Source organism: Methanobrevibacter boviskoreani JH1, from assembly GCF_000320505.1.
Lineage (GTDB): Archaea > Methanobacteriota > Methanobacteria > Methanobacteriales > Methanobacteriaceae > Methanarmilla > Methanarmilla boviskoreani.
In genome coordinates this window covers 85,196-105,725 of the sequence record NZ_BAGX02000008.1, presented here as the reverse complement: position 1 = coordinate 105,725, position 20,530 = coordinate 85,196, and the positions used below count along the sequence as shown (strand labels likewise).

The 20,530-nt window shown below is 29.7% G+C and carries 19 protein-coding genes; 11 read left to right on the top strand and 8 right to left on the bottom strand.

What is annotated here, in order from left to right:
- Nucleotides 1–347: 347 nt before the first annotated feature.
- From cas2 to ON24_RS01595, 10 genes are all read left to right on the top strand, one after another.
- Nucleotides 348–623 (top strand): CRISPR-associated endonuclease Cas2, encoded by a 276-nt coding sequence (cas2, locus tag ON24_RS01640; protein ID WP_016358666.1) that lies wholly within the window; start codon nucleotides 348–350, stop codon nucleotides 621–623.
- Nucleotides 624–636: 13 nt separating this feature from the next.
- On the top strand, nucleotides 637–1,641 hold the full coding sequence (cas1, locus tag ON24_RS01635; RefSeq protein ID WP_016358667.1) for a CRISPR-associated endonuclease Cas1: 1,005 nt from the start codon (nucleotides 637–639) through the stop codon (nucleotides 1,639–1,641).
- A 277-nt stretch (nucleotides 1,642–1,918) separates the two neighbouring features.
- Complete coding sequence (locus ON24_RS01630) at nucleotides 1,919–3,358, top strand: flippase (RefSeq protein ID WP_016358668.1); 1,440 nt, start codon at nucleotides 1,919–1,921, stop codon at nucleotides 3,356–3,358.
- A 137-nt stretch (nucleotides 3,359–3,495) separates the two neighbouring features.
- Nucleotides 3,496–4,533, top strand: coding sequence for a glycosyltransferase family 2 protein (locus tag ON24_RS01625; protein WP_016358669.1), 1,038 nt, complete (start codon nucleotides 3,496–3,498; stop codon nucleotides 4,531–4,533).
- An 80-nt stretch (nucleotides 4,534–4,613) separates the two neighbouring features.
- A complete protein-coding gene (locus tag ON24_RS01620) occupies nucleotides 4,614–5,411 on the top strand; it encodes a DUF4422 domain-containing protein (protein WP_016358670.1) in 798 nt (265 codons plus the stop codon).
- A gap of 30 nt (nucleotides 5,412–5,441) precedes the next feature.
- The gene (locus ON24_RS01615) at nucleotides 5,442–6,452 is read left to right on the top strand and encodes a glycosyltransferase family 2 protein (protein ID WP_040681705.1); all 1,011 of its coding nucleotides are present in this window, start codon (nucleotides 5,442–5,444) and stop codon (nucleotides 6,450–6,452) included.
- A 180-nt stretch (nucleotides 6,453–6,632) separates the two neighbouring features.
- Nucleotides 6,633–7,205: a sugar O-acetyltransferase gene (locus ON24_RS09480; protein ID WP_016358672.1), complete on the top strand. Its 573-nt coding sequence runs from the start codon at nucleotides 6,633–6,635 to the stop codon at nucleotides 7,203–7,205.
- A 206-nt stretch (nucleotides 7,206–7,411) separates the two neighbouring features.
- Nucleotides 7,412–8,572, top strand: coding sequence for an acyltransferase family protein (locus ON24_RS01605; RefSeq protein ID WP_081585222.1), 1,161 nt, complete (start codon nucleotides 7,412–7,414; stop codon nucleotides 8,570–8,572).
- Between the two features lie 210 nt (nucleotides 8,573–8,782).
- A complete protein-coding gene (locus tag ON24_RS01600; RefSeq protein WP_016358674.1) occupies nucleotides 8,783–9,343 on the top strand; it encodes a manganese efflux pump MntP in 561 nt (186 codons plus the stop codon).
- Nucleotides 9,344–9,866: 523 nt separating this feature from the next.
- Nucleotides 9,867–10,679 carry a DUF368 domain-containing protein gene (locus tag ON24_RS01595; RefSeq protein WP_048201039.1) on the top strand — a complete coding sequence of 271 codons (813 nt, stop codon included), beginning with the start codon at nucleotides 9,867–9,869 and terminating at the stop codon, nucleotides 10,677–10,679.
- Nucleotides 10,680–11,011: 332 nt separating this feature from the next.
- Here the strand turns inward: ON24_RS01595 and ON24_RS01590 are convergent, their stop codons facing one another.
- Nucleotides 11,012–12,385 (bottom strand): MATE family efflux transporter, encoded by a 1,374-nt coding sequence (locus ON24_RS01590; RefSeq protein WP_016358676.1) that lies wholly within the window; start codon nucleotides 12,383–12,385, stop codon nucleotides 11,012–11,014.
- A gap of 684 nt (nucleotides 12,386–13,069) precedes the next feature.
- Here ON24_RS01590 and ON24_RS01585 point away from each other — a divergent pair.
- A complete protein-coding gene (locus tag ON24_RS01585; protein ID WP_016358677.1) occupies nucleotides 13,070–13,603 on the top strand; it encodes an LOG family protein in 534 nt (177 codons plus the stop codon).
- Between the two features lie 268 nt (nucleotides 13,604–13,871).
- On the opposite strand, the gene ON24_RS01580 is transcribed toward ON24_RS01585, so the two are convergent.
- From ON24_RS01580 to ON24_RS01550, 7 genes are all read right to left on the bottom strand, one after another.
- Entirely contained in the window at nucleotides 13,872–14,390 is a 519-nt protein-coding gene (locus tag ON24_RS01580) for a nitroreductase family protein (protein WP_040681703.1), read from the bottom strand.
- Nucleotides 14,391–14,733: 343 nt separating this feature from the next.
- Nucleotides 14,734–15,291, bottom strand: a complete 558-nt coding sequence (locus ON24_RS01575) for a flavodoxin family protein (protein WP_040681702.1) — start codon at nucleotides 15,289–15,291, stop codon at nucleotides 14,734–14,736.
- Nucleotides 15,292–15,764: 473 nt separating this feature from the next.
- Nucleotides 15,765–16,121: a hypothetical protein gene (locus tag ON24_RS01570; RefSeq protein WP_152411873.1), complete on the bottom strand. Its 357-nt coding sequence runs from the start codon at nucleotides 16,119–16,121 to the stop codon at nucleotides 15,765–15,767.
- A gap of 438 nt (nucleotides 16,122–16,559) precedes the next feature.
- Nucleotides 16,560–17,888, bottom strand: a complete 1,329-nt coding sequence (locus ON24_RS01565) for a hypothetical protein (protein WP_394295806.1) — start codon at nucleotides 17,886–17,888, stop codon at nucleotides 16,560–16,562.
- Nucleotides 17,852–18,139, bottom strand: coding sequence for a hypothetical protein (locus ON24_RS09405; protein ID WP_201415759.1), 288 nt, complete (start codon nucleotides 18,137–18,139; stop codon nucleotides 17,852–17,854). The genes ON24_RS01565 and ON24_RS09405 overlap by 37 nt, the downstream gene beginning before the upstream one ends.
- Nucleotides 18,140–18,291: 152 nt before the next feature.
- Nucleotides 18,292–19,014 carry a right-handed parallel beta-helix repeat-containing protein gene (locus ON24_RS01555; RefSeq protein WP_152411871.1) on the bottom strand — a complete coding sequence of 241 codons (723 nt, stop codon included), beginning with the start codon at nucleotides 19,012–19,014 and terminating at the stop codon, nucleotides 18,292–18,294.
- A gap of 562 nt (nucleotides 19,015–19,576) precedes the next feature.
- A complete protein-coding gene (locus ON24_RS01550) occupies nucleotides 19,577–20,266 on the bottom strand; it encodes a zinc ribbon domain-containing protein (RefSeq protein ID WP_040681697.1) in 690 nt (229 codons plus the stop codon).
- Nucleotides 20,267–20,530: the final 264 nt, after the last annotated feature.

The following is a 20,530-nucleotide window of genomic DNA, read 5'->3' as shown; positions in this document are numbered from 1 at the left end:
TTAATAAATTTATCTTCTATTTTTTATTATTTTAACTTTTTTTTAAATATTTATATAAAAACTTTTATAGAAATCTGTATTAATTTTAATTTATATTCTACTTTATTTTATATTTATATTTTTATAATATCTATATTTTTATAATAATCTAGATAGTTTTACACATTTATATAAAAATATTATTATCTTAATATCTCTTAATTTTATTAAATATTCTATGTTCTATTTCTGTATACTTTTATTTCAAATATTTATTGGTTTAATTGATTTAGATAAATTTATTTATTTACTTTTTGTATATACTCTATTAATATATGTTTTTAAAAATTTAATTTAAGGAGGATATTATGAAATATTGTGTTTCTTTTGATATTAAATTTAAAACTAATAAAATAAATTTATTGAAAATAATTAAACATTATGGTTTTAAGAAGATTCATAGTTCATTATATTTTGGGGATTTAAATAAAGATGATCTTTTTGAGATGAAAACAAAAATTATGGAATATATAAAATTAGAAGATTGTATACTTGTTTTTCCTATATGTATGAATTGTTATAGTAAATTAGATTCATTTGGTAGGTTTATAAATTTTGAAGAAGAATTATATAAAATATATTAAAAGGAGATTTTATATGAAAATAATAATTGAAGGATATAATAAATCAATACATAAAAGAGATAATCAATTGTTGATTATGGAGAAAGAAATAGAAATTGATAAAGTTAATATTAATAAGATTGATGATATTACTATTGTAGGTAAAGGTTTAATTACATTTGATGCATTAAGATTAATTTCAAAAAATAATATTCCAGTAATTTCTATTGATTATTTTGGCAATATTGATTATTTGTTAGAATATCCTAATGAAACTAATATTTTTATTAAGAAAAGACAATATAAATTAAGTGATGATTATAATGGTTTGTATTTAGCACGTGAAATTATATCTGCTAAATTATTAAATCAAAAAGCATGTATTAGGACTTTAAATAAAAATAAAAATTTAGATCATGTTAAAGATAGTATTATTAAAATTGATGAATATTTAAATCAATTAAAAAATATGCGTTTTGGTCCAAATATTAATGTTGAAAATTCTAAGTTAAAAATCATGGGTATTGAAGGTAAAGCTTCAACAGAATATTGGTCTAGTATAAGTAAATTATTGCCTTCTAATTTAGGCTTTAAAAAGAGAATTAATAGACATCCTACAGATATTACAAATGCTATGTTAAATTATGCTTATGCAATACTTGCTAGTGAAGTTGCTAAAATTTTAGTTTTAAATGGTTTAGATTCTTTTTGTGGTTTTTTACATTTTGATAGGGATAAAAGAAATAGTTTAATATTTGATGTTATTGAAGAATTTAGACAACAAATCGTTGATAAAGTAGTTTTTTCTTTATTAAATACAAAACAAATTGGATCATCTGATCTTGATAATAGAAATAATACTATTAAATTAGATAAAAGAAAATTAATTGTTTCTAAAATCTTAGATAAATTAAATTCAAGAATAAAATATATGGATAAAAATTTAACATATTTAGAAATCATCGATTTACAAGTAAAACAGATAATTGAATATATATTAAATGGTACTAAGTACAATGGTTTTTATTTAAGATGGTAAGATTAAAATTTTAAAATATTATATAATCTTATTATAGATAATATTTTATTAAATAATAATCATTATTTTTATTAATGATTAATTCCAGTTTATACTTTGGAAATGGCTTTTTAAATGGATTATCCTTAAATCAACTATTTTTTTATACCGTATTTTTTGAGGTCACCTGTTAATTCCAATTTTATTAAACACCATACTAAAATATAAAGTATTTAATAATATTAGAAATATACTTTACAATAATATAATTTATTTGATTAAATTTTAATGTGAGAGTATGGTTAGTATAAGAAGGATATTTAAAAATTCAACATGGATGATGGCCTCACAGACCATCACCAATTTATGTGCATTTGTATGGACCATACTCATGGCAAGGTATCTAGGTACCTCTGACTTTGGTATTCTATCATTCGCCATTTCCCTTTCAACGGTGGTTGGAGTTCTGATGGACTCAGGTACCCAGACATATATTGTAAGGGCCATCTCCAAAGACTACAATCTCACCGAGAGATACTTTGAAAAAACGGTACCTCTAAAAGTGGTTTTAAGTGTCCTGATAATTATGGGTACGGTTCTTTTCCTAATTCTAACCGGAAGATCCGATTCCGTTGTCAATGTAAGTTTTATAATGCTGTGCCAATATGCTTTCCTAAGTATGAACGGATTCTTCTACGGGATATTCCAGGCATATGAGAAAATGGAATACCAGTCCATAGCCTCAGCATTGAATGCGGTGGTCCTACTCGTCATCGTGTTTCTAACGATATATCTCAATCTGGGATTGTATGGAATGGCATTCGGATATCTGATTGCAATGTTCTGTGCGTTCCTGTACATCTATTCAAAAATCGGCAATCTGAATTTCAGGCCACATTACAATTTCGATTATGGTTTCTCCAAAGAACTGTTAAAAGCGGCATTGCCCTTTGGCCTAACCGGAATATTCTACTCCATCTACTTTACAATAGACATGACCATGCTGCAATATCTGGCGACAAACGCGGCTGTAGGTATGTATAACGCATCCTATAAAATAGTATCATTGATTACAACATTCTACGCATTGTATCCGCAGGTGATATTTCCTGTGATGGTCAAGTTATTCGAGGACTCAGCGGACCTATTGAAGTTCTCCTATGAAAGGTCCATGAAATATCTGCTTCTAATAATCCTACCGATATGTGCAGGTGTCATACTATATGCGGAACCGTTAATGACCTTAATCTATGGTAGCCAATATGCAGGTTCAGGTATGATTGTGATGGTTCTGATGTTTACGATACCGTTTTTATTTGTGAATGGAGCTTCAACCGTTGCAATGAACTCATCCAATAATGAGGTGCTGGTTACCAAGATATATTGTGTGGCTGCAATTGTTAACGTGGTTCTAAATCTATTGCTCATACCACATTACTCATACTTAGGTGCAGCATTTGCAACGGTAATCAGTGAAATCATTATCTCAATATTGATGTTTAGGGTAACCCTGAAAACAGAGTATGCCCCTGGATGGATAGTCGTTAAAGATATCGTCAAACTGTTAATAGCTACAATTGTAATGTACATGGTATTGGATTACCTTAAAGTCAATATGTTTGCAGGTATTGTTCTGGGAGCCATAATTTATATTGTCATGATCTTTGCCGAGAGAACATTGGATGATAAGGATAAAAATATAATTAAAATTATTTTAAATAAAAAACAAGATTATTAATGGAAGTTTATTTAATTCCAATGAATTATATTGTCCAGAAAGTAAAGAATTGCATTTTATGAAAATCTGTGAAAAATACGGATATACATTCATAGCATAGCTAAAAAAAATATTTTATTAAAAGGAGTGGAGTTAATTTGACATATAAAGTATCTGTTATTATTCCAACCTATAATGCAGAAAAATCAATCAAACGATGCATAGACTCTGTCATAAATCAAACATTTGGATTTGAAAATATTGAATTATTGATTTGCGATGATAAATCAACAGATAATACACAGGAATTAATCAAAGATTATGCAAGAAAATATAATAACATCAAACCAATTTTTTTAGAAAAAAATAGCGGTCCAGGATATGTTAGAGGATTAACTATTGAAAATGCGACCTCACCATATATAATGTTTTTAGATAGCGATGATGCATATGAAAAGGATATCTGCGAAGTATTATACAATTCTATCCAATCAAATTGTGTGGATTATGTTCAGTGCAATTTTAAAATAATAACGGAAGATAAAGATATTACTTACAATGACGAATCATACTTTCCAGACTATCCGTTTATACCTGAGGAATATCCAAGGGCATACACACAGTCAATGGTTTGGGATAAAATCTATAAAACGAAAATTGTCAAAAATAAAAATTTAAAATTATATAAAACATACTTCCCTGATGATGGGCTTTTTAATATTGAATTTTTAGTAAACTCCAATTCAAAAATTCTGATTTTAAAGGATTACTACGGATATAATTATTATATCCACGATGATTCCCTTACTAAAAGCATACCCTATCGAAACATTGAAAAATATCCGAAAGGTTTAATAAAATTATCAGATTTACTTATTGAAAAACAGATTGATAGTAAACTCTATGATACAATTATCAACACTTTATATTATTATATATTATTTAATCTTACAATAACCACAGATTTAAACAAAAAGGACTATAAAAAAGAAATAGACAATGCATACGTTGCAGAAAAATATTTACCTATTAAAATAAGACCTACAATGAAATGGACAAGGATTTTAAATGAGTTGGTTATGAAAAAAAGATATAGTCTAGTTAGATATTATTGTAAAACAATCAATTCATTAAGTCAATCAAAAATCTTATTAAAGATTTATAGAACAAGAATAAATAAATTCAACAAAGGTTAATTTATAATTTTCTTTTGTATTTAAAACTTTATTTATAACAATTACCCAAAAATAATCAAAGAATAATTAAAGGCAGTATAATGACTAAAAAAACAGAAGTATATGTAATCACCCATAGTCCAGACGACATTGTAAATATCAAGGAGGATGAGATCTACAAACCCCTATTTGTAGGTCGAAACGGTCAAGACAATATGGGATTTTTAAGTGATGACTCCGGAGACAATATCTCCAGTAAGAATCCGGCATACTGTGAATTGACCGGTCTTTATTGGATGTGGAAGAACTCCGATGCGGATATTATTGGTTTAGTTCATTACAGACGTTACTTTGCAAAAAGAAAATATGGTAAAATATTAGATAAAAACGATTTGGAGGAAATCTTTAAGGACTATGATATAATCCTACCTAAAAGAACCACATCCCTATTCGATAACGTTTACGAGGACTATGCACATTGGAACTATGCACAGGATCTTGATTTGTGTAGGGAGATCATTGAGGAGACAACTCCAGAGTATTTAAATAGCTTTGACAAGGTTATGGAAGGAAACTCACTTTACTACTATAATATGTTTATCGCTCCAAAATATGTGATTGTAGGTTACTGCCAGTGGATTTTCCCTCTTTTATTCGAACTTGAAAAAAGGGTAGATTTAAAGGGTTACGACTCCTATCAACAGAGAATCTACGGATTTCTAACCGAAAGATTGTTTGACGTATGGATGGATATGCAGGATTTAAAAGTTAAGGAATGTGAGCTAAAGGTAATTGGAAGAAGGCTGAATTTTCATATGTGGATAGCTAAACGTTGGATTACCAGGTTTGTATATAAAAATATCTATGTTGGACTTCTACATAAAAGTAAAAAAAGATAATGATTAACTATTTTTTAGGGAGATATTGATTTGACTTATAAAATTTCTATAATTATTCCTACTTACAATGCAAAAAATTATTTAATGACTGCTATTGATTCTGTAATTAATCAAGACTTTGGATTTAATAATATTGAATTAATTCTAGTAGATGATAATTCAAATGACGGAACTAAAGAAATATTAAAAGAATTATCAAATAAATATGAAAATATTGTCCCAATATTTCTTAAGGAAAATAGTGGATCCCCTTCTAAACCTAGAAACATTGGAATTCAAAATGCTAGTTCTGAATATATAATGTTTTTAGACAATGACGATTATTATTGCCCTGATTTTTGTAAAACAATGTATAACACCATCACAAAATACAATGCAGATGTTATTTCATGCAGAAATTATGATTATATCAACGGAGAATTTAGAAAATTCCATTCTATTTTAGATAAAAAAGATGAAATAATCGAATTAAATTCAATTGAAGAAGATACTTCTTTATTAACAGTTACATCTATGCTTATATGGAACAAAATATATAAAAGGAAATTTTTATTAAAAAACAATATTATTGTTCCCATTGGTACATTATATGAAGATGTTTATTTTAATTTAAATGTTTATATTAATGCTCATTCAATTGTCTTCTTAAATGATTTTTATGGTTATGTTTATAATATAAGATTAGATGAAAATAATAAATCCACCTCACAAGATTTTAAAGAATCAAATTTAAACAAATTTTATAGAGGTTTGAAAAATATTTTTAATTTATTAGATAAAGAAAACAAAAAATTTGATAGTTTCGAAGCTGAAATGTTAGTAGGATTTAGTAAATGGTTAATAATGACTCCTTCCAATACAAAAAACAAATTAAAAATGTTTAATGATTTTAAACCACATTATAAAAAATTTAATGTTTTCACTAGATTAAATCACATCTCATTAATCAATAATATTATCATAAATATACTAATTAAATTCATTTCTTTAAATGATAATTGTTTAAAACTTGTTTTAAAATTATATAATGTTATTTCATAATTATTCTACTTTTATAATATTTAATATTATTAATTTAAACAATATAATTCATTTAAAATTAATTTTTATATTGAAAAACAATGATTAAAATAATTTTTAATAAAAAAAAGCACCAATAACATTAAATAAAAATAAAACATATTTAAATTCATTATATGAAAAAATACAAGGCCGATTAAAATGATGAGTGAACTTGAAAAGCTTAAAGCTGGACTTGAATACTGTTATGATGATGTGGAAATAGCCAATATTAAAGAAAACGCCATGAAACAGACAGACATATATAATAGAATACCTGCAGAGGATACCGAGGCACAGCAGAAACAATTGAAAAAGATGTTGGGAAGTATCGGCGACAAGGTGGAGATCATGAGACCATTCCAATGTGATAACGGTAAGAACATCACAATTGGAAACAACTTCACAGGAAACTATAATCTTGTGATTCTCGACTGCAATAAGGTAACCATTGGAGACAATGTAATGATAGGACCGAATACCCTAATCACAAGTGTCGGCCACCCCATATCACCAAAAGGAAGAAGGGAACATCTAGGCGTAACCGATCCCGTAACAATAGGAAATGATGTATGGATTGGTGGAAATGTCACAATCCTACCAGGGGTTACAATAGGGGATAATGTCGTAATAGGTGCAGGAGCCGTAGTTACAAAGGACATTCCCGACAATTCACTTGCAGTGGGAGTGCCTGCAAGGGTTATAAAAGAAATTGAAAATGATTTAGAGGAGTAAAACCCTTTTAAACCTAATTTTTTTATGATGTTTGAAAACACAAAAAAACCACCTCTTTTTTAACGATTTATGAAAAAACAGTTAAAGTCTTAAATCAACACCAGAACATAATTTTAAAAAAAATAGCTGATTCTATAGAACCACATACTCATTAAATTAAATATTATAAAAATTAAAGTATAACCATATTTAATCAGATTAACAAAATGTTCAGTGGTAAAATGTCATTTTTAAAGACACCTATAGAATACATTCCATCCGACCCGTTTTCAAACATATCAAGAAGGATTCCAACTAGAAGAATAGCTTTTATTGATGAGCTACGGGCCTTAAGTATAATGAGCCTTGTTTTGATAAACACGTCAACATTACTCAGCAATAAGGGAGTCTTCACCTATGAGGAATATGTCCTGTTTTCAACCATGGCCTTTGGTGTGCCGATATTCTTGATGCTTCTTGGAACATTGATGCTCGAGAGGGACTATTACGACGACATCCCCAAGTTTTTAAAAGGCAGGTTTATGCACATCATACTGCCGTTTCTACTATGGAATACGGTCATAGCCATAGTCTACACCTATTATCATGGAGATCTAGGTCTTAGCATGTTTGGTCTTACCGCACTTTTCAAGACCTTCCTACTTCAGCATTGGTATGCATGGATGTTAATAGGGATATATCTGTCACTGCCTATCCTCAATTCATATATCAAGGAAACGAAGATAGGTGGCGCAGAATATTTTCTGGTGTTGTCATTTCTTGCGGTGGTTATCTACCAGGCCCTGGAAATCTTTAACACACCGACATATTTCAACCTGACCTTCTTCATAGGTCCCATAATATACCTGTTTCTAGGATATTACCTGGACCATAAGGAATTTAAAAGCGGCCCAAATAAAATGATATGGATAGGTTTGATATTGTTTCTGGCCACAACCACATTTATCGTATACTTTGATGTCTTCCACCAGGGCTTCCAGAGGACACTGTTCCTACACCACTACAACTTTTACACACGTTCCTATATGGATGTGAGTCTGGTCATTATACTGCAGGCTGCAGGCGTATTCCTATTCTGGAAGTATATCAATTTTGATAGTACCGAGGGAATATTCAAAAGATTCGCGCTATTGTTTAAAAAACCACTAATCAGTGTTGGCATTAAGTCAATAAGCAGGTCCTGCTATGGCATCTATCTAACCCATCAAACGATGCTACTTATAATATTCCTGCTTGTGGATGTTAATTACTTCAACGCATATTATTGGACATTCATACTTGCATTTCTAACCTTTGTAAGTAGCTGGGGCATAATCACGGTTTTAAGAAAGATAGGCATACCTGGTTATTATATCGGTTATGATTAAATCCGGACATTTGAAGATAAAACTTTAAAATTATTCCGGATATACCCCTTTTAAATCAAATTTTAAAGATTAGCCGACATAATGTTAAGCCCAATTTAAATATTATAAACCACATTTAAACTAATTATATAAACCACCATTTACAAAGTTTAATTACTTAGTTTTTAATAGATAAAATACTGATTTTTAGTTAATCTGGTTTTCGATAATATGGATATAGTTTCAACCTTACTTATTGCAGTCGCACTTGCCATGGACGCATTTAGCGTTTCACTTACAAAGGGCTTTACACTTAAAAATATAACCTTAAAACAGATATTATGGTTTGGAGTATTCTTTGGCGGTTTCCAATCGTTGATGCCAATACTTGGATGGACCTTAGGTGTACAGCTTCAGCTAATCGTATCAGAGGTAGCCCCATGGATTGCATTCATACTGCTTGTTCTGATTGGAGCAAACATGATCCGTGAAAGCTTCTCTGATGATTTGGATGATGACGAGGACACCTTCTCCTTTGCTGAACTAATCCTTCTTGCCGTTGCAACAAGTATTGATGCATTTGCAGTAGGTGTAACCTATGCGGTTTTAAAGATAGACATTCTAATACCTGTAATCATAATCGGTCTTGTTGCATTTATATTTACAATCATCGGTATTTATTTAGGTAAGAAGATTGGGGACTACTTTGGTGACAAGTTCGAAATCCTTGGTGGTGTGATTCTAATTCTTCTTGGATGTAGAATACTACTTGAGGGTCTTGGATTCCTATAACACCTAATAACAAATTAAAAAAAATAACATCAATTTATTATTTTTTAATCACATATTACTGATTATATACTATTTTTTTTCAATTTTTAACCTGTTTAAATCAATATCAAGTAAAATATGCACATGAATGATTAGATCTTCAGGAACATGCTTTAATCAGATTTTACTTATTTTATAAAGACCATCTTTCACAATCCAGGAAAGCTTTATATATCAAAATACACAAAACCTTAAAATGTAAAATATTTTTGACATGATTTGGAAAATATATTTTAATCAGATTTTGCTTATTTTATGGGAACTATTTTTCACAATTTAAGAAAGCTTTATATATTAGGATATACCAAATCTTAAGATGTAAAATATTTTTGACATTTTATGATTATACAAATTTTATCAAAATCAAGGTTATAAAAGTTAATATAGTTGTAAATAAAGATATGAATATAATTTTAATTTCAGGAGTGAATTTATGAGTTTTGATATAAGGGAATCCGTAATAATTTTTCTTAAAGGATTATTTATGGGTTCTGCAGATATTATTCCAGGGGTATCTGGAGGTACCATTGCATTGATTACCGGTATCTACGAACGTCTGGTACATGCGATAAGTAGTATTAATTTTACTTTTATGAAACCTCTTTTAAAAGGAGATTTCTCAGGCTTTAAAGAAAGACTGTTATATGAGATAGACTTTGAACTGTTCATACCATTGCTTCTAGGTATAGCTGTTGCATTCCTATCACTTGCAAAACTAATCAGTTACCTGCTTGTTGCACAGACCGCAAACATATTTGCATTCTTTTTAGGATTAATTTTAGCATCCGCATATATCCTATATACCAAACTGGACGGATTAAACTTCAAGCTGATAGTTACAACCGTAATTGGAATAGTGTTATCATATATCTTTGTTGGTTTAAATCCAATAGCTGCAAACCATAGTCTAATTGTAATATTCTTCTCAGGAATAATAGCTATATGTGCAATGATTCTACCAGGTATATCAGGATCATTTTTATTGTTGCTTCTCGGACAATACCAGTATATGCTAAACTGTTTAAGCAATCTAAAAATTACGGAAATGATTGTATTTATTGTCGGTGCGGTGATTGGTATTTTAGGATTTTCAAAAGTCTTAAACTATCTACTTGAAAATCATGAATCAATTACAATGGCATTCTTGATTGGTATTATGATTGGAACATTGAGACTACCAGTAGATAAGATCACAACCAGCATCAGTGGTTCATGGATTCCATGTGTAGTCCTTGCAATCATAGGTTTTGTTTTAATAATAGTTATGGAGAAAAAATTTAATTATATTGAAGATTAAACCCTTCTTATAATTAATTCATTATTAATTTTTAAATACCAACTGTCTTCTAGTCCAATTCCCTTTTTTTTAAGCAAAAAACAATATTAATTTTTAAATATTAACTGTCTTTTAGTTTAATTCTCTTTTTTAAGGAAATAGTATTATTAAATTTTAAATATTAATTATTTTAGTCCAATTCCTTTTTTTCAAGCAATTCAACACATCATTGATTATTCTGGAATGATTTTTTTATCTGATAACTGTTCTTTGATTATTTTCATATTTTAATTAGTGTTAATCAATCTTGTTTAAGTTGAAAATTAATATTAAGCAATTAAAATAGCTGAAATTTAAGAGCTATTTCTGATTAATCCCTTGATATATAAATCGGCCCATACCATGGTGATGGTATTTACCACCAATTCACCTAGAACTATTCCAAGCCATGCGCCATATACTCCCCAGTCTAAATAGATTGATAAGAATACCGCAAAAGCCAATGTGAAAATGGTTTCCCTTAAGATTGTTTGAAACATTGCGGTAATGCCCTTACCTACACCCTGAAACACATAGGTTGATGTGGCACCGTAACCCATAGTCGGGAAAAAGAAAACGATGCATAACAGAAATGCGATTAGGCTTCCGTTTAGTCGTTGACTTGTACCTCCATAGGTAAATATAGCCACAATCTGAGGCGCAAATATATATACAACAACGGCCGCAATCAGACCAAATAGAATACCCATCTTTACGGAGTATCTGTGGGCTATCCTAATGTTCTCATAGTTTTTTCTACCATAATTAACACCTACAACGGATACGAGCGCCGTTGCAATGGCAAGTATCGGTGTGGTTGCAACGGTAACCACCCTCCAGCCTGTTGAATATACCGCAACCGCATCGGTTGTTCCGATATATGCAAGAAGCATTGAGAATAAGGCTGCAAATACCGCATTATTTATCAGTTCGAGACTTGCAGGAAGTCCTACCTTTAGGATATCCCTTGTAATATCCAAATCAAATTTAAAGTTACCGATGAAAGGTTTGAGATAGGTGTCCTTCTTAATATAAAACCAGTACATCAATATCAAGTTTACAAACACCAGTGAGATTACGGTGGCAACCGCCGCACCCCTAATTCCAAGATTCAAACCATAGATGAATATCGGATCCAGAATGATATTTAGAATTGAGGAGAACAGCATTGCATACATAGTCCTGTTTGAGTCTCCCTCACCCCTTAAGACACCATATAATGAATTGGACAATATGATAAAGACAGAACCTAAAACGATTATATATCCATAGTCCAGACTGTAACTAATCGTGTTTCCAGCACCTATAAAGATCAAAATAGGCTTTAAAAATACTAAAAGGATTACTGTCGTGATTATTGAAATAATTAAAGTGATTAGTATTGTATGTATGGATCCGTTATCTGCCCTATGTTTATCGTCCTCACCGATATACTTTGACAATGCTGAGGAAGAACCTGCAGCCAAACCATTTCCAATACCTAAAAGGGCCGTGAATATGGGCATTATGAATCCTACAGCCGCAAGCTGATTTGCACCTAAACCAGATACCCATATAGCATCTATTAGATTGTATAAACTGGAGATGAAAAGTGAAATGATTAAAGGAATGGAAGTGTTCCATAAAGCTTTCTTGGGATCCCCCAGTAGAATATCCACTCCTTTTGTATTATCCAATGTACCTACCATAGTATAGCCCTAATAATTTTATTCCACATAAATTTTAAAAATAGTCAACCCTTTAATAATCCTCAAACTTCTATAAAAACTGATAGATTAAAACTATTCCCTACCCAATATTGAAATTATTCTTTATCTGATTATAAAAGAATTTAAAGGAATATTGAAAATTCAAGAAGCCTTAATTTTTATAAAATAAATTAAAAACCATTCCATATAAGATTATAAAGGAATCTAAAGTAATTATTAAAATCTAATAAAATAAAACACTACCTAAATTTTAAACATATGCATAATATCTTTATATTCTTTTTAATTAAAATAAATTTATTAAAAACAGCTGAAATACTTAAATTCTATAAGCTTTCCACAGATAATGGAAACAATGCATAATCACAGAATCAGCCTAATACCCTTAAGAACTGATGCCTTTAAAAAGTCCAACCGTCATATCCAATTTCAACATTAAACCATATGATATACAGTATTTTAAGGTTTATTATTGATATTATTCAGATTTTAGCCGGCTGGTTTTCTAGTTTAATTGAATTATTAGATTTAAACCCAGAACTTTTGGATTAGAAAAATAAACCAAATCGATTTATATATAAAATAATATAATTATTATTAAGATTTGAACTAGTAGAATCGATATAGAAACTAGACAATTAATTAATAAAACCGATGATGTTTATGAAAATCTGTCTTTATGGTGCTGGAAGTAAGAACATTGCCGAGAAATACAAGAAAGAGGCATATGAATTAGGAAAGGAAATAGCTAAAAGAAACCATCAACTGGTCTATGGTGGAGGAGACACCGGAATAATGGGTGCCACCTCAAGGGGTGTTATCGACAATGGTGGAAAGGTTCTGGGAATTGCCCCGGAATGGATGACCGACTATGAGGGATTATGTAAGGATTGCAGCAGGTTTATACATACAAAGACCATGGATGATAGGAAAACATTATTTTTAAAACATTCAGACGCATTCATCGTTGCACCTGGTGGCATAGGCACACTTGATGAATTCTTTGAGATACTTACATTAAGAAGACTTGAAAGACATGACAAGAAGATAGTCATCTTCAATAGCCACGGATTCTACAACCACCTGCTTTCAATGATGGATTTCCTATTTAATGAGAAAGTTTTAGTTGACAATATATATGACATGTTCCATGTAGCCAACAGTATTGATGAGGTATTTAAATATTTAGAGGATTGATTAATTAAATCAATTCCAATCCTATTTTTTATATTTAGATTAATCAATCAAATAATATTTTAAATCAAAATGCTACTTTTAAAATTTCAATTTTAAAGAATACCGATCAATACATTATTTATAATCAAAAATGCAATCTAAATAAAAAAATTATAACATCTTAATAAAAAAATCAAATATAGCAAAAATGAAAAAAGAATCTTAAAGTTTAAGGTTCGAAAATTTCAAAAATAGAGATAAAAAGAATTTAAGGTTAAAATATCTTTATTTAGACATATTCTACTTTATCATAGTCCAAATCGGACAAATCATGTCCATCAGGCTTCTTATCTGGCACACCTAATGATAGAATTCCAACTATTCTGTATTTCCCGTCAAGATCAAATAATTCCCTTACGTAATCCTCGGAATTTTTATTGATTCCTGTTTTTCTTAGATGTATTTGAACCCAACAGGATCCGATAGCCTGCTCCTCAGCCATGAGATTCATATAGCTTAATGCAATAGAGGAATCCTCAATCCAGGTATCCGCCTTATCAGAATCCGCATATACCACTATTGCGGTATTTGCACCTTTAAGCATTTTTGAACCTGTTCTTTTAGATTTGGATAACTTATTTAATGTTTCCCTATCCTTAACCACCATAAAATTGCATGGTTTTCTATTACGGCTTGTAGGTGCAAGAAGACCTGCCTGTATGATCTTTTCCAGTTTCTCCTCCGGAATATCCTCATCGGTATATTTTCTAATACTACGTCTGTTTTTCATCACATCGATCAATGACATTTTATCGACCTTACCTCAGTTAATAATTAAATATACATTTCACACATTTATAGATTTTTCTACATTTAATGAAATTACAATCCTTTTATAGATAAAATAGGGATTTTTGAAAATTAATTAAAAGAAAAAAAATCAGAAAATCTGAAAACAAAGACGATGTAATCTCCAATATAAAATTAAAAAGTTAAAACCTATTTATAAATCAAATAAAGATTAAAAAAAATAGAATAGATAAAATAGATAAATAATAAAAAATATTATTAGGATTTAAAAAAGTCAAAAAATAAGGCTATTTATTTAAAAAAAAGAATTTTTAAATAAAAAATAAAAGAATTGAAAAAATTTAGTTTAATAGGTTTTTACCGAATTCTTTAACTTGAGCTAACTGATCATCTTTTTCCTTAATAGCCCCAGGAACATTGTTGTCAGATAATGATAGGATTTCACCCTGGTTAAAACCTAACATGACGAAGTTGCCCATTTGTAGATCTAATGATGGCTTGAATGATTCAGCAGGAGCAACACCATTACTGGTAATGAATGATACGGTTTTATTTCCGAATTCCTTCTGGTATTTTTCACTCATAAAGAATGCATACATCCTATCCATAATGATTTTAGCCTGTGCAGTAAAGTCACTGAAATAGATTGGGGTTCCAATTACGATGGAATCAGCTTCCTTAATGTCATCATAAATAGCCTGCATATCATCCTGTAATGCGCATTGTGCGTCATGTTCCTTACAATAGTTATCCCCCTGGCAAGGACGAATGTTTAATTTGTTGGTGCTTACTATTTTGGTCTCAGCACCGCCATCAGCTGCCTCTTTTAAAGCAGTTTCTAAAGCGATTAAAACGTTACCATCATTTCTTGGACTAGCGTTAATACCTAAAATCTTCATAATATCACACTCTAAATTTATAAAAAAAATATTGGTATATTTAAATTAATCAATATATCATATATTATTATATTTTAAGATAATATAAAGATTCCTTATAAAGAGCAGGATATTAGATGAAATTAGTAAAAGTTAATAGATTAGATAAAACTTAGATAGTTAACTTTCTAAAGCAAGGAAAATCCAACCAATAATAGGCATAAGAAAATAAGATAAATAGGACAAATAAAAAAAACTGATTAAGAAAGCCGAAACATAGCAATAATCAATAAATCCCCTAATAAATTAAAATAATAAAAAAACTAATTAAAAGCCAAAACAGGAACAAAACAATGAATCGGATAAATTAGAACATTAAAAAAATCCGATAGATTAGACCAATATAACTGGCAAAATAAAAAAAATTATAAAAAGATAAGCCTGATTTTTAAAAATTAATCATATAAATCCATATAAAAACTCAAGGGTACACCTCATATATTTACATAATGATTTACCACAGAAACAAGACAATCTGGAGAAAAGTTACAAGTAATTACCCGTCCTTTAGCATACTTTAATGGCAACCTTTCCTCAAAAGAAAGACATTCAATGATTGATTCCAATGTAATTATTAAATATTCTGGAACCTGTGAAATATTCCAGCATATTCCGAAATCACTGTTTTTACTTTTTCGTGATGCCTTAAAACTATAGGTTTCACCAGAATCCATGCATTCAACTATTCCTGTGATTATTTCTTCTGAAATTTCAGAGACATTTTCTAAATCATTTATATTGTTTATTTCATATTGAATCATAATACACTCCGCAAGCCACCAAATGTCCATTTTATAGATCATAATAAACAGTCATAACATTAAATAATTTAAAGCCTGTAACCCATATAAAAGGACATAAACACTCATTTTAGTCTATTTATATACTACAATTTTTTTAACCTCAACATTAGTTCAATACAGCTTTTTAAAAAATTAGCCAATCATTGAATTTCAATTCACTTAAAATTTCAAAGAGGTAACTTCTCCCAAATCTGTATAAACATAATTATAACTAATAGTATATAAATTTTTAGGTATACCTAAAAATTTTAAGTTAATTAAGAACTAGGAAAAAATGGAAACAACAGAGGTAAACGATTTATTTAAAAAAAACAAATAAAAACTGAAGTTTAAGAATGATAAAGATGACCATTAAATAAGTTAATACAAATAATCTTAAAAAAAGATACACTATGCAAAAAAAAATAAAAATATAAAGTTTAAAGTTTAATTTTTCTTAAATGGAATTAATCCTAAAGACAAGATACAGATTAACAAAATCAATAAAGGATTTCCAGTTTTAGGCATGGTTCTAACTGCAAATATACCTGCCTTACCATTTTTAAGTACAGAGATATTTGGATCATTGCTTGTTTTAACGTTCTTACCTGTATCATTGGTTGTGTTATCAGTTGTGTTACTATCGGTATTGTTAGTATTATTATTAGGAGTTACATTAGTATTATTGTTTGTATTATTAGTAGTATTACCAATTATAACCTCGGTGGAATTCTCAGCTGTAACATTCTGGGTTTGATTAGATCCGGCAATAACATAATTTGTAAAATTACCTGTTTTAGTAGTGTTAAAGTATGCAGTAAATTCTGCAGACTCTCCTGGTGCCAAATAATTAATGTAATACCAGGTATGTTTACCGTCATTTAAGCTATGAGTCCAGTTCGCATCATTGTTCCATGAATCATAAACCAAACCATCATCCCACTTATCTTCAACAACAAACACATTATCCAAAGTATAATTACAATCATTTGTAACGCGGATAATAAATGGGGCTTTACTGGTTAAATTGACTAAAGGTTTTACAGTAATCTTTTCAACTTCCATATGGGTATCCAATTCATCCAAATAACTTACATTAAACATTATACAAGTTTGATGAACCGTTGTGGTTAAGAATGTTTTAAAGTTAAATATCATATAGGAACCATTGTCTAATTTTCTAACAGCATTATGGGTAGGAACTCTAAAACCACTTTCATACAATTCAACTGTTTTATTAAGTGACGGATAATACTTAGCTAACCTATTGAAATTTCCAGTTGTGAATTCTGCAAGATATAATTGCATATCATAACCCAATAAATCAGAGGACACGTTAGTATTATTATAATAATACCATATGAAGATCTTCAAATACTCGGAAACATCATTACCGTTTAAATCTGTAAGTGAACTTAGATCATCTATTGCATAACCGTCGCCGCCTTCGGTAGCATATGGTTCAATACAATATCCATAATATCCATTACTAAAGTTAATTAAACCCCTGTAAGTACCATAGACTATTTTGGTTAAGTTAAGGGATGTTTCCCTGTTGTCATCATTGGAGTTGTTTATGGTGTAGTTAGTTATAGCAAATATTGAAGAGTTGTTTCCGTCATGGTTGTTTGTAAAGTTTGAGTTGTTTATAGTGGCATTTACCGCAAATATAGAGGCACCATATTTTGATGCGTAGTTTCCTTTAAAATTGCTGTTATTAACGTTAATTGTAGTTCCACTTATTGCTCCACCAGATTTATATGCAGTATTATTAATGAATGTACAATTGTCAATGTTTCCAATTCCATCAACCAGTATTGCACCTCCACGGAAATTTGCAGTGTTACCTTAAATAAGGAATTTGAAACATTCAAATTTCCATTTGAGTATATTCCTGAACCTAGATAATTTTTATTACCTGTATTATTTATAAATTTAGAATTGTTTACAACAACATCAGTTCCATATACAGCGGCACCATATTTGCCTGCGGTATTACATATAAAAGTACAATTATCAACGTTCATATTTATTCCGGCACCTAAAACTCCAGCTCCATATGGATCATAATTACTGTTGTTTGAGAAAGTGCAATCACTTGCGTTAACATTTCTACCCATTACAACGAATCGCGTTCCGCTGTTATTCTCAAAGTTAGATCCGTAAACCTCAACATTTTTCAGTGAATATATTGCACTACCACCGGTTGCATAGGAATCGTATCTAACCATATAATTATCAGTGAAATTGGAATTGTATACTTTAACATCATGTGATGAGTATACCGCAGCTCCATAGATATAATCGGAATTTCTAAGTCTGCTTGAATTAAGTTGGAGTTGTTAATAATAGTGGTTGTTGACCTTGAATTAATAGCCCCGCCATGCTGGGTTCCTGTATTGTTCGTGAAATTACAGTTATTTACAATTAATTCGTCACCTGTAGAATCAATTGCACCGCCCATATTGGAGTTTTTAGCATTGGCATTTTTAAAGGTCAAATCGCTTATTGTAACTGCTGAGTTAGTGATGTTAAATATAAAAGATTTACCATCGGCATCAATCACATGATTGTTACCATTGATAGTTAGATCTTTAGTAATTTTTATTCCGCCTTTTGAGTCAATATTAGAATCAAATTTATAATCGCTGTCAATATCAATTGTTCCGTTAGTGTTAGAATCTATAAAATCCTGTAAATCTTTAAATGATTTAGTATTGCCGTCATCACCAACAACATAATTAGATGAGTTGGAGATAACTTCATTAATTATTTGTGAATCGTCCATAGCATCATTATCTACATCGCTAATATTCTCGCTAGCAGATATTGTGCCTATACTTAAAAACAATATAATTAGAATCAATAAAGCTTTTACCTGCTTAATATAATTCACCTCCATTTGATTTGTATTTACAATCCTTATTCTAATTAAAATAAGAATCAGATAGTTTTATATTAAATTAATCATGGCCTAATCCGATCAGATATAGGCCTTTTTTTGAAATCAATATGAAACCAATTAAAATTTAGGCATACCTAAAATATAAACTTTGTTATTTTTTTGGATTTTTTAAAAATACTTAAATAAAATATAAAGCTTATGTAAAAAAAATATACAGTTTTTTGATGTATGGACGGTTTACTATTGTTTTTAGGTACACATAAATTTCAAATATGAAAATAGAGATTCCATATAGAAGAAAAGTTAAAAAATAGGTTTTATAGATTATTCCATTGAAGGTGGAAATAAGGCATTTAAAAAAAAGCCAAAACAAGACCTAAAAAAAGATGATAGAATAGACTGAAAAAAGCCAAAACTTAAAAAGATGAAAGTAGGATAAATCAGAAAAGCTAAAACAAGACCTAAAAAAAGAAAATGGAACAGCTTAAAAGGAACCAAAACCTTAAAAAAAGAAAATGGAATAGATTAAAGAATTTACAGTTCATCAAATAATTTAATTCTAGAATGTCTGGGTACCGCTTGTAGCACTTAGATATACTGTTTTTTGATCTTGCCTATTACCGTCACCGTCATATAAGGTCAGTATAACCTGATCAGGATAATATTTAAATCCGTCAGCACTATTAACATCAACATAACCAGCTGAATCAACATTGGTACTTACAATCCTACCTTCATTAAGATTGTTGCCGTCACGACTAAATAGGGCGCTGATTCTTACAGAGTCCCCTGCATGGTCGGATCCGACATAGACATGACAATAGGACTTATCCGAATCGCTGCTGCCAGTAGATACACTACCGCTTATGATTTTAAGATTGCTTACAGCAGTTGCACTGCTACTGCCACTACCTGATGAGGGGTTATTTACATTGGTATCTGTATTCTGCTGATTCTGATCTGGATTTGTATCGTTTTGCTGATTTGAGGAATTGTTGCTTGAAAAGATAACCGCCCCTGCAATGATTCCGGTGCATAATATAATCACAATAGCTATAATCAAAATGTTTTTATTCAGACCATTTTCATCCTGTTTCTCTTCATTGAAATTCTCTTTTCTATTTTTATTGGAAGGGATGCTATTCTTATTTATATCATGGATGTCCATACTGATCAATTTTCCACATTTGACACAATATTTAGAATTATCTTTGTTTTTTGCACCGCAATTTGGACAATATCTAACCATGATTCACCTCCTTAGTTTTAGGATTATGATTTTTAATATCAATTGATTCCTAAAATAATATTAATAATATTATATAGCTTTTATAATATTTTATATTTTTGTAAAATTTATGCAATAAACTGAATTTAATGCTTTATATTTTTCCAGATAAACAGGGCTTCCTGGATTAATAACAATTTAAGATCATGTGGAACTTAAACAAAGACAGAATAAATTCAATAAACTTAAAAAAGTTTTATTTTAATCATGATGGAGATTTAATTG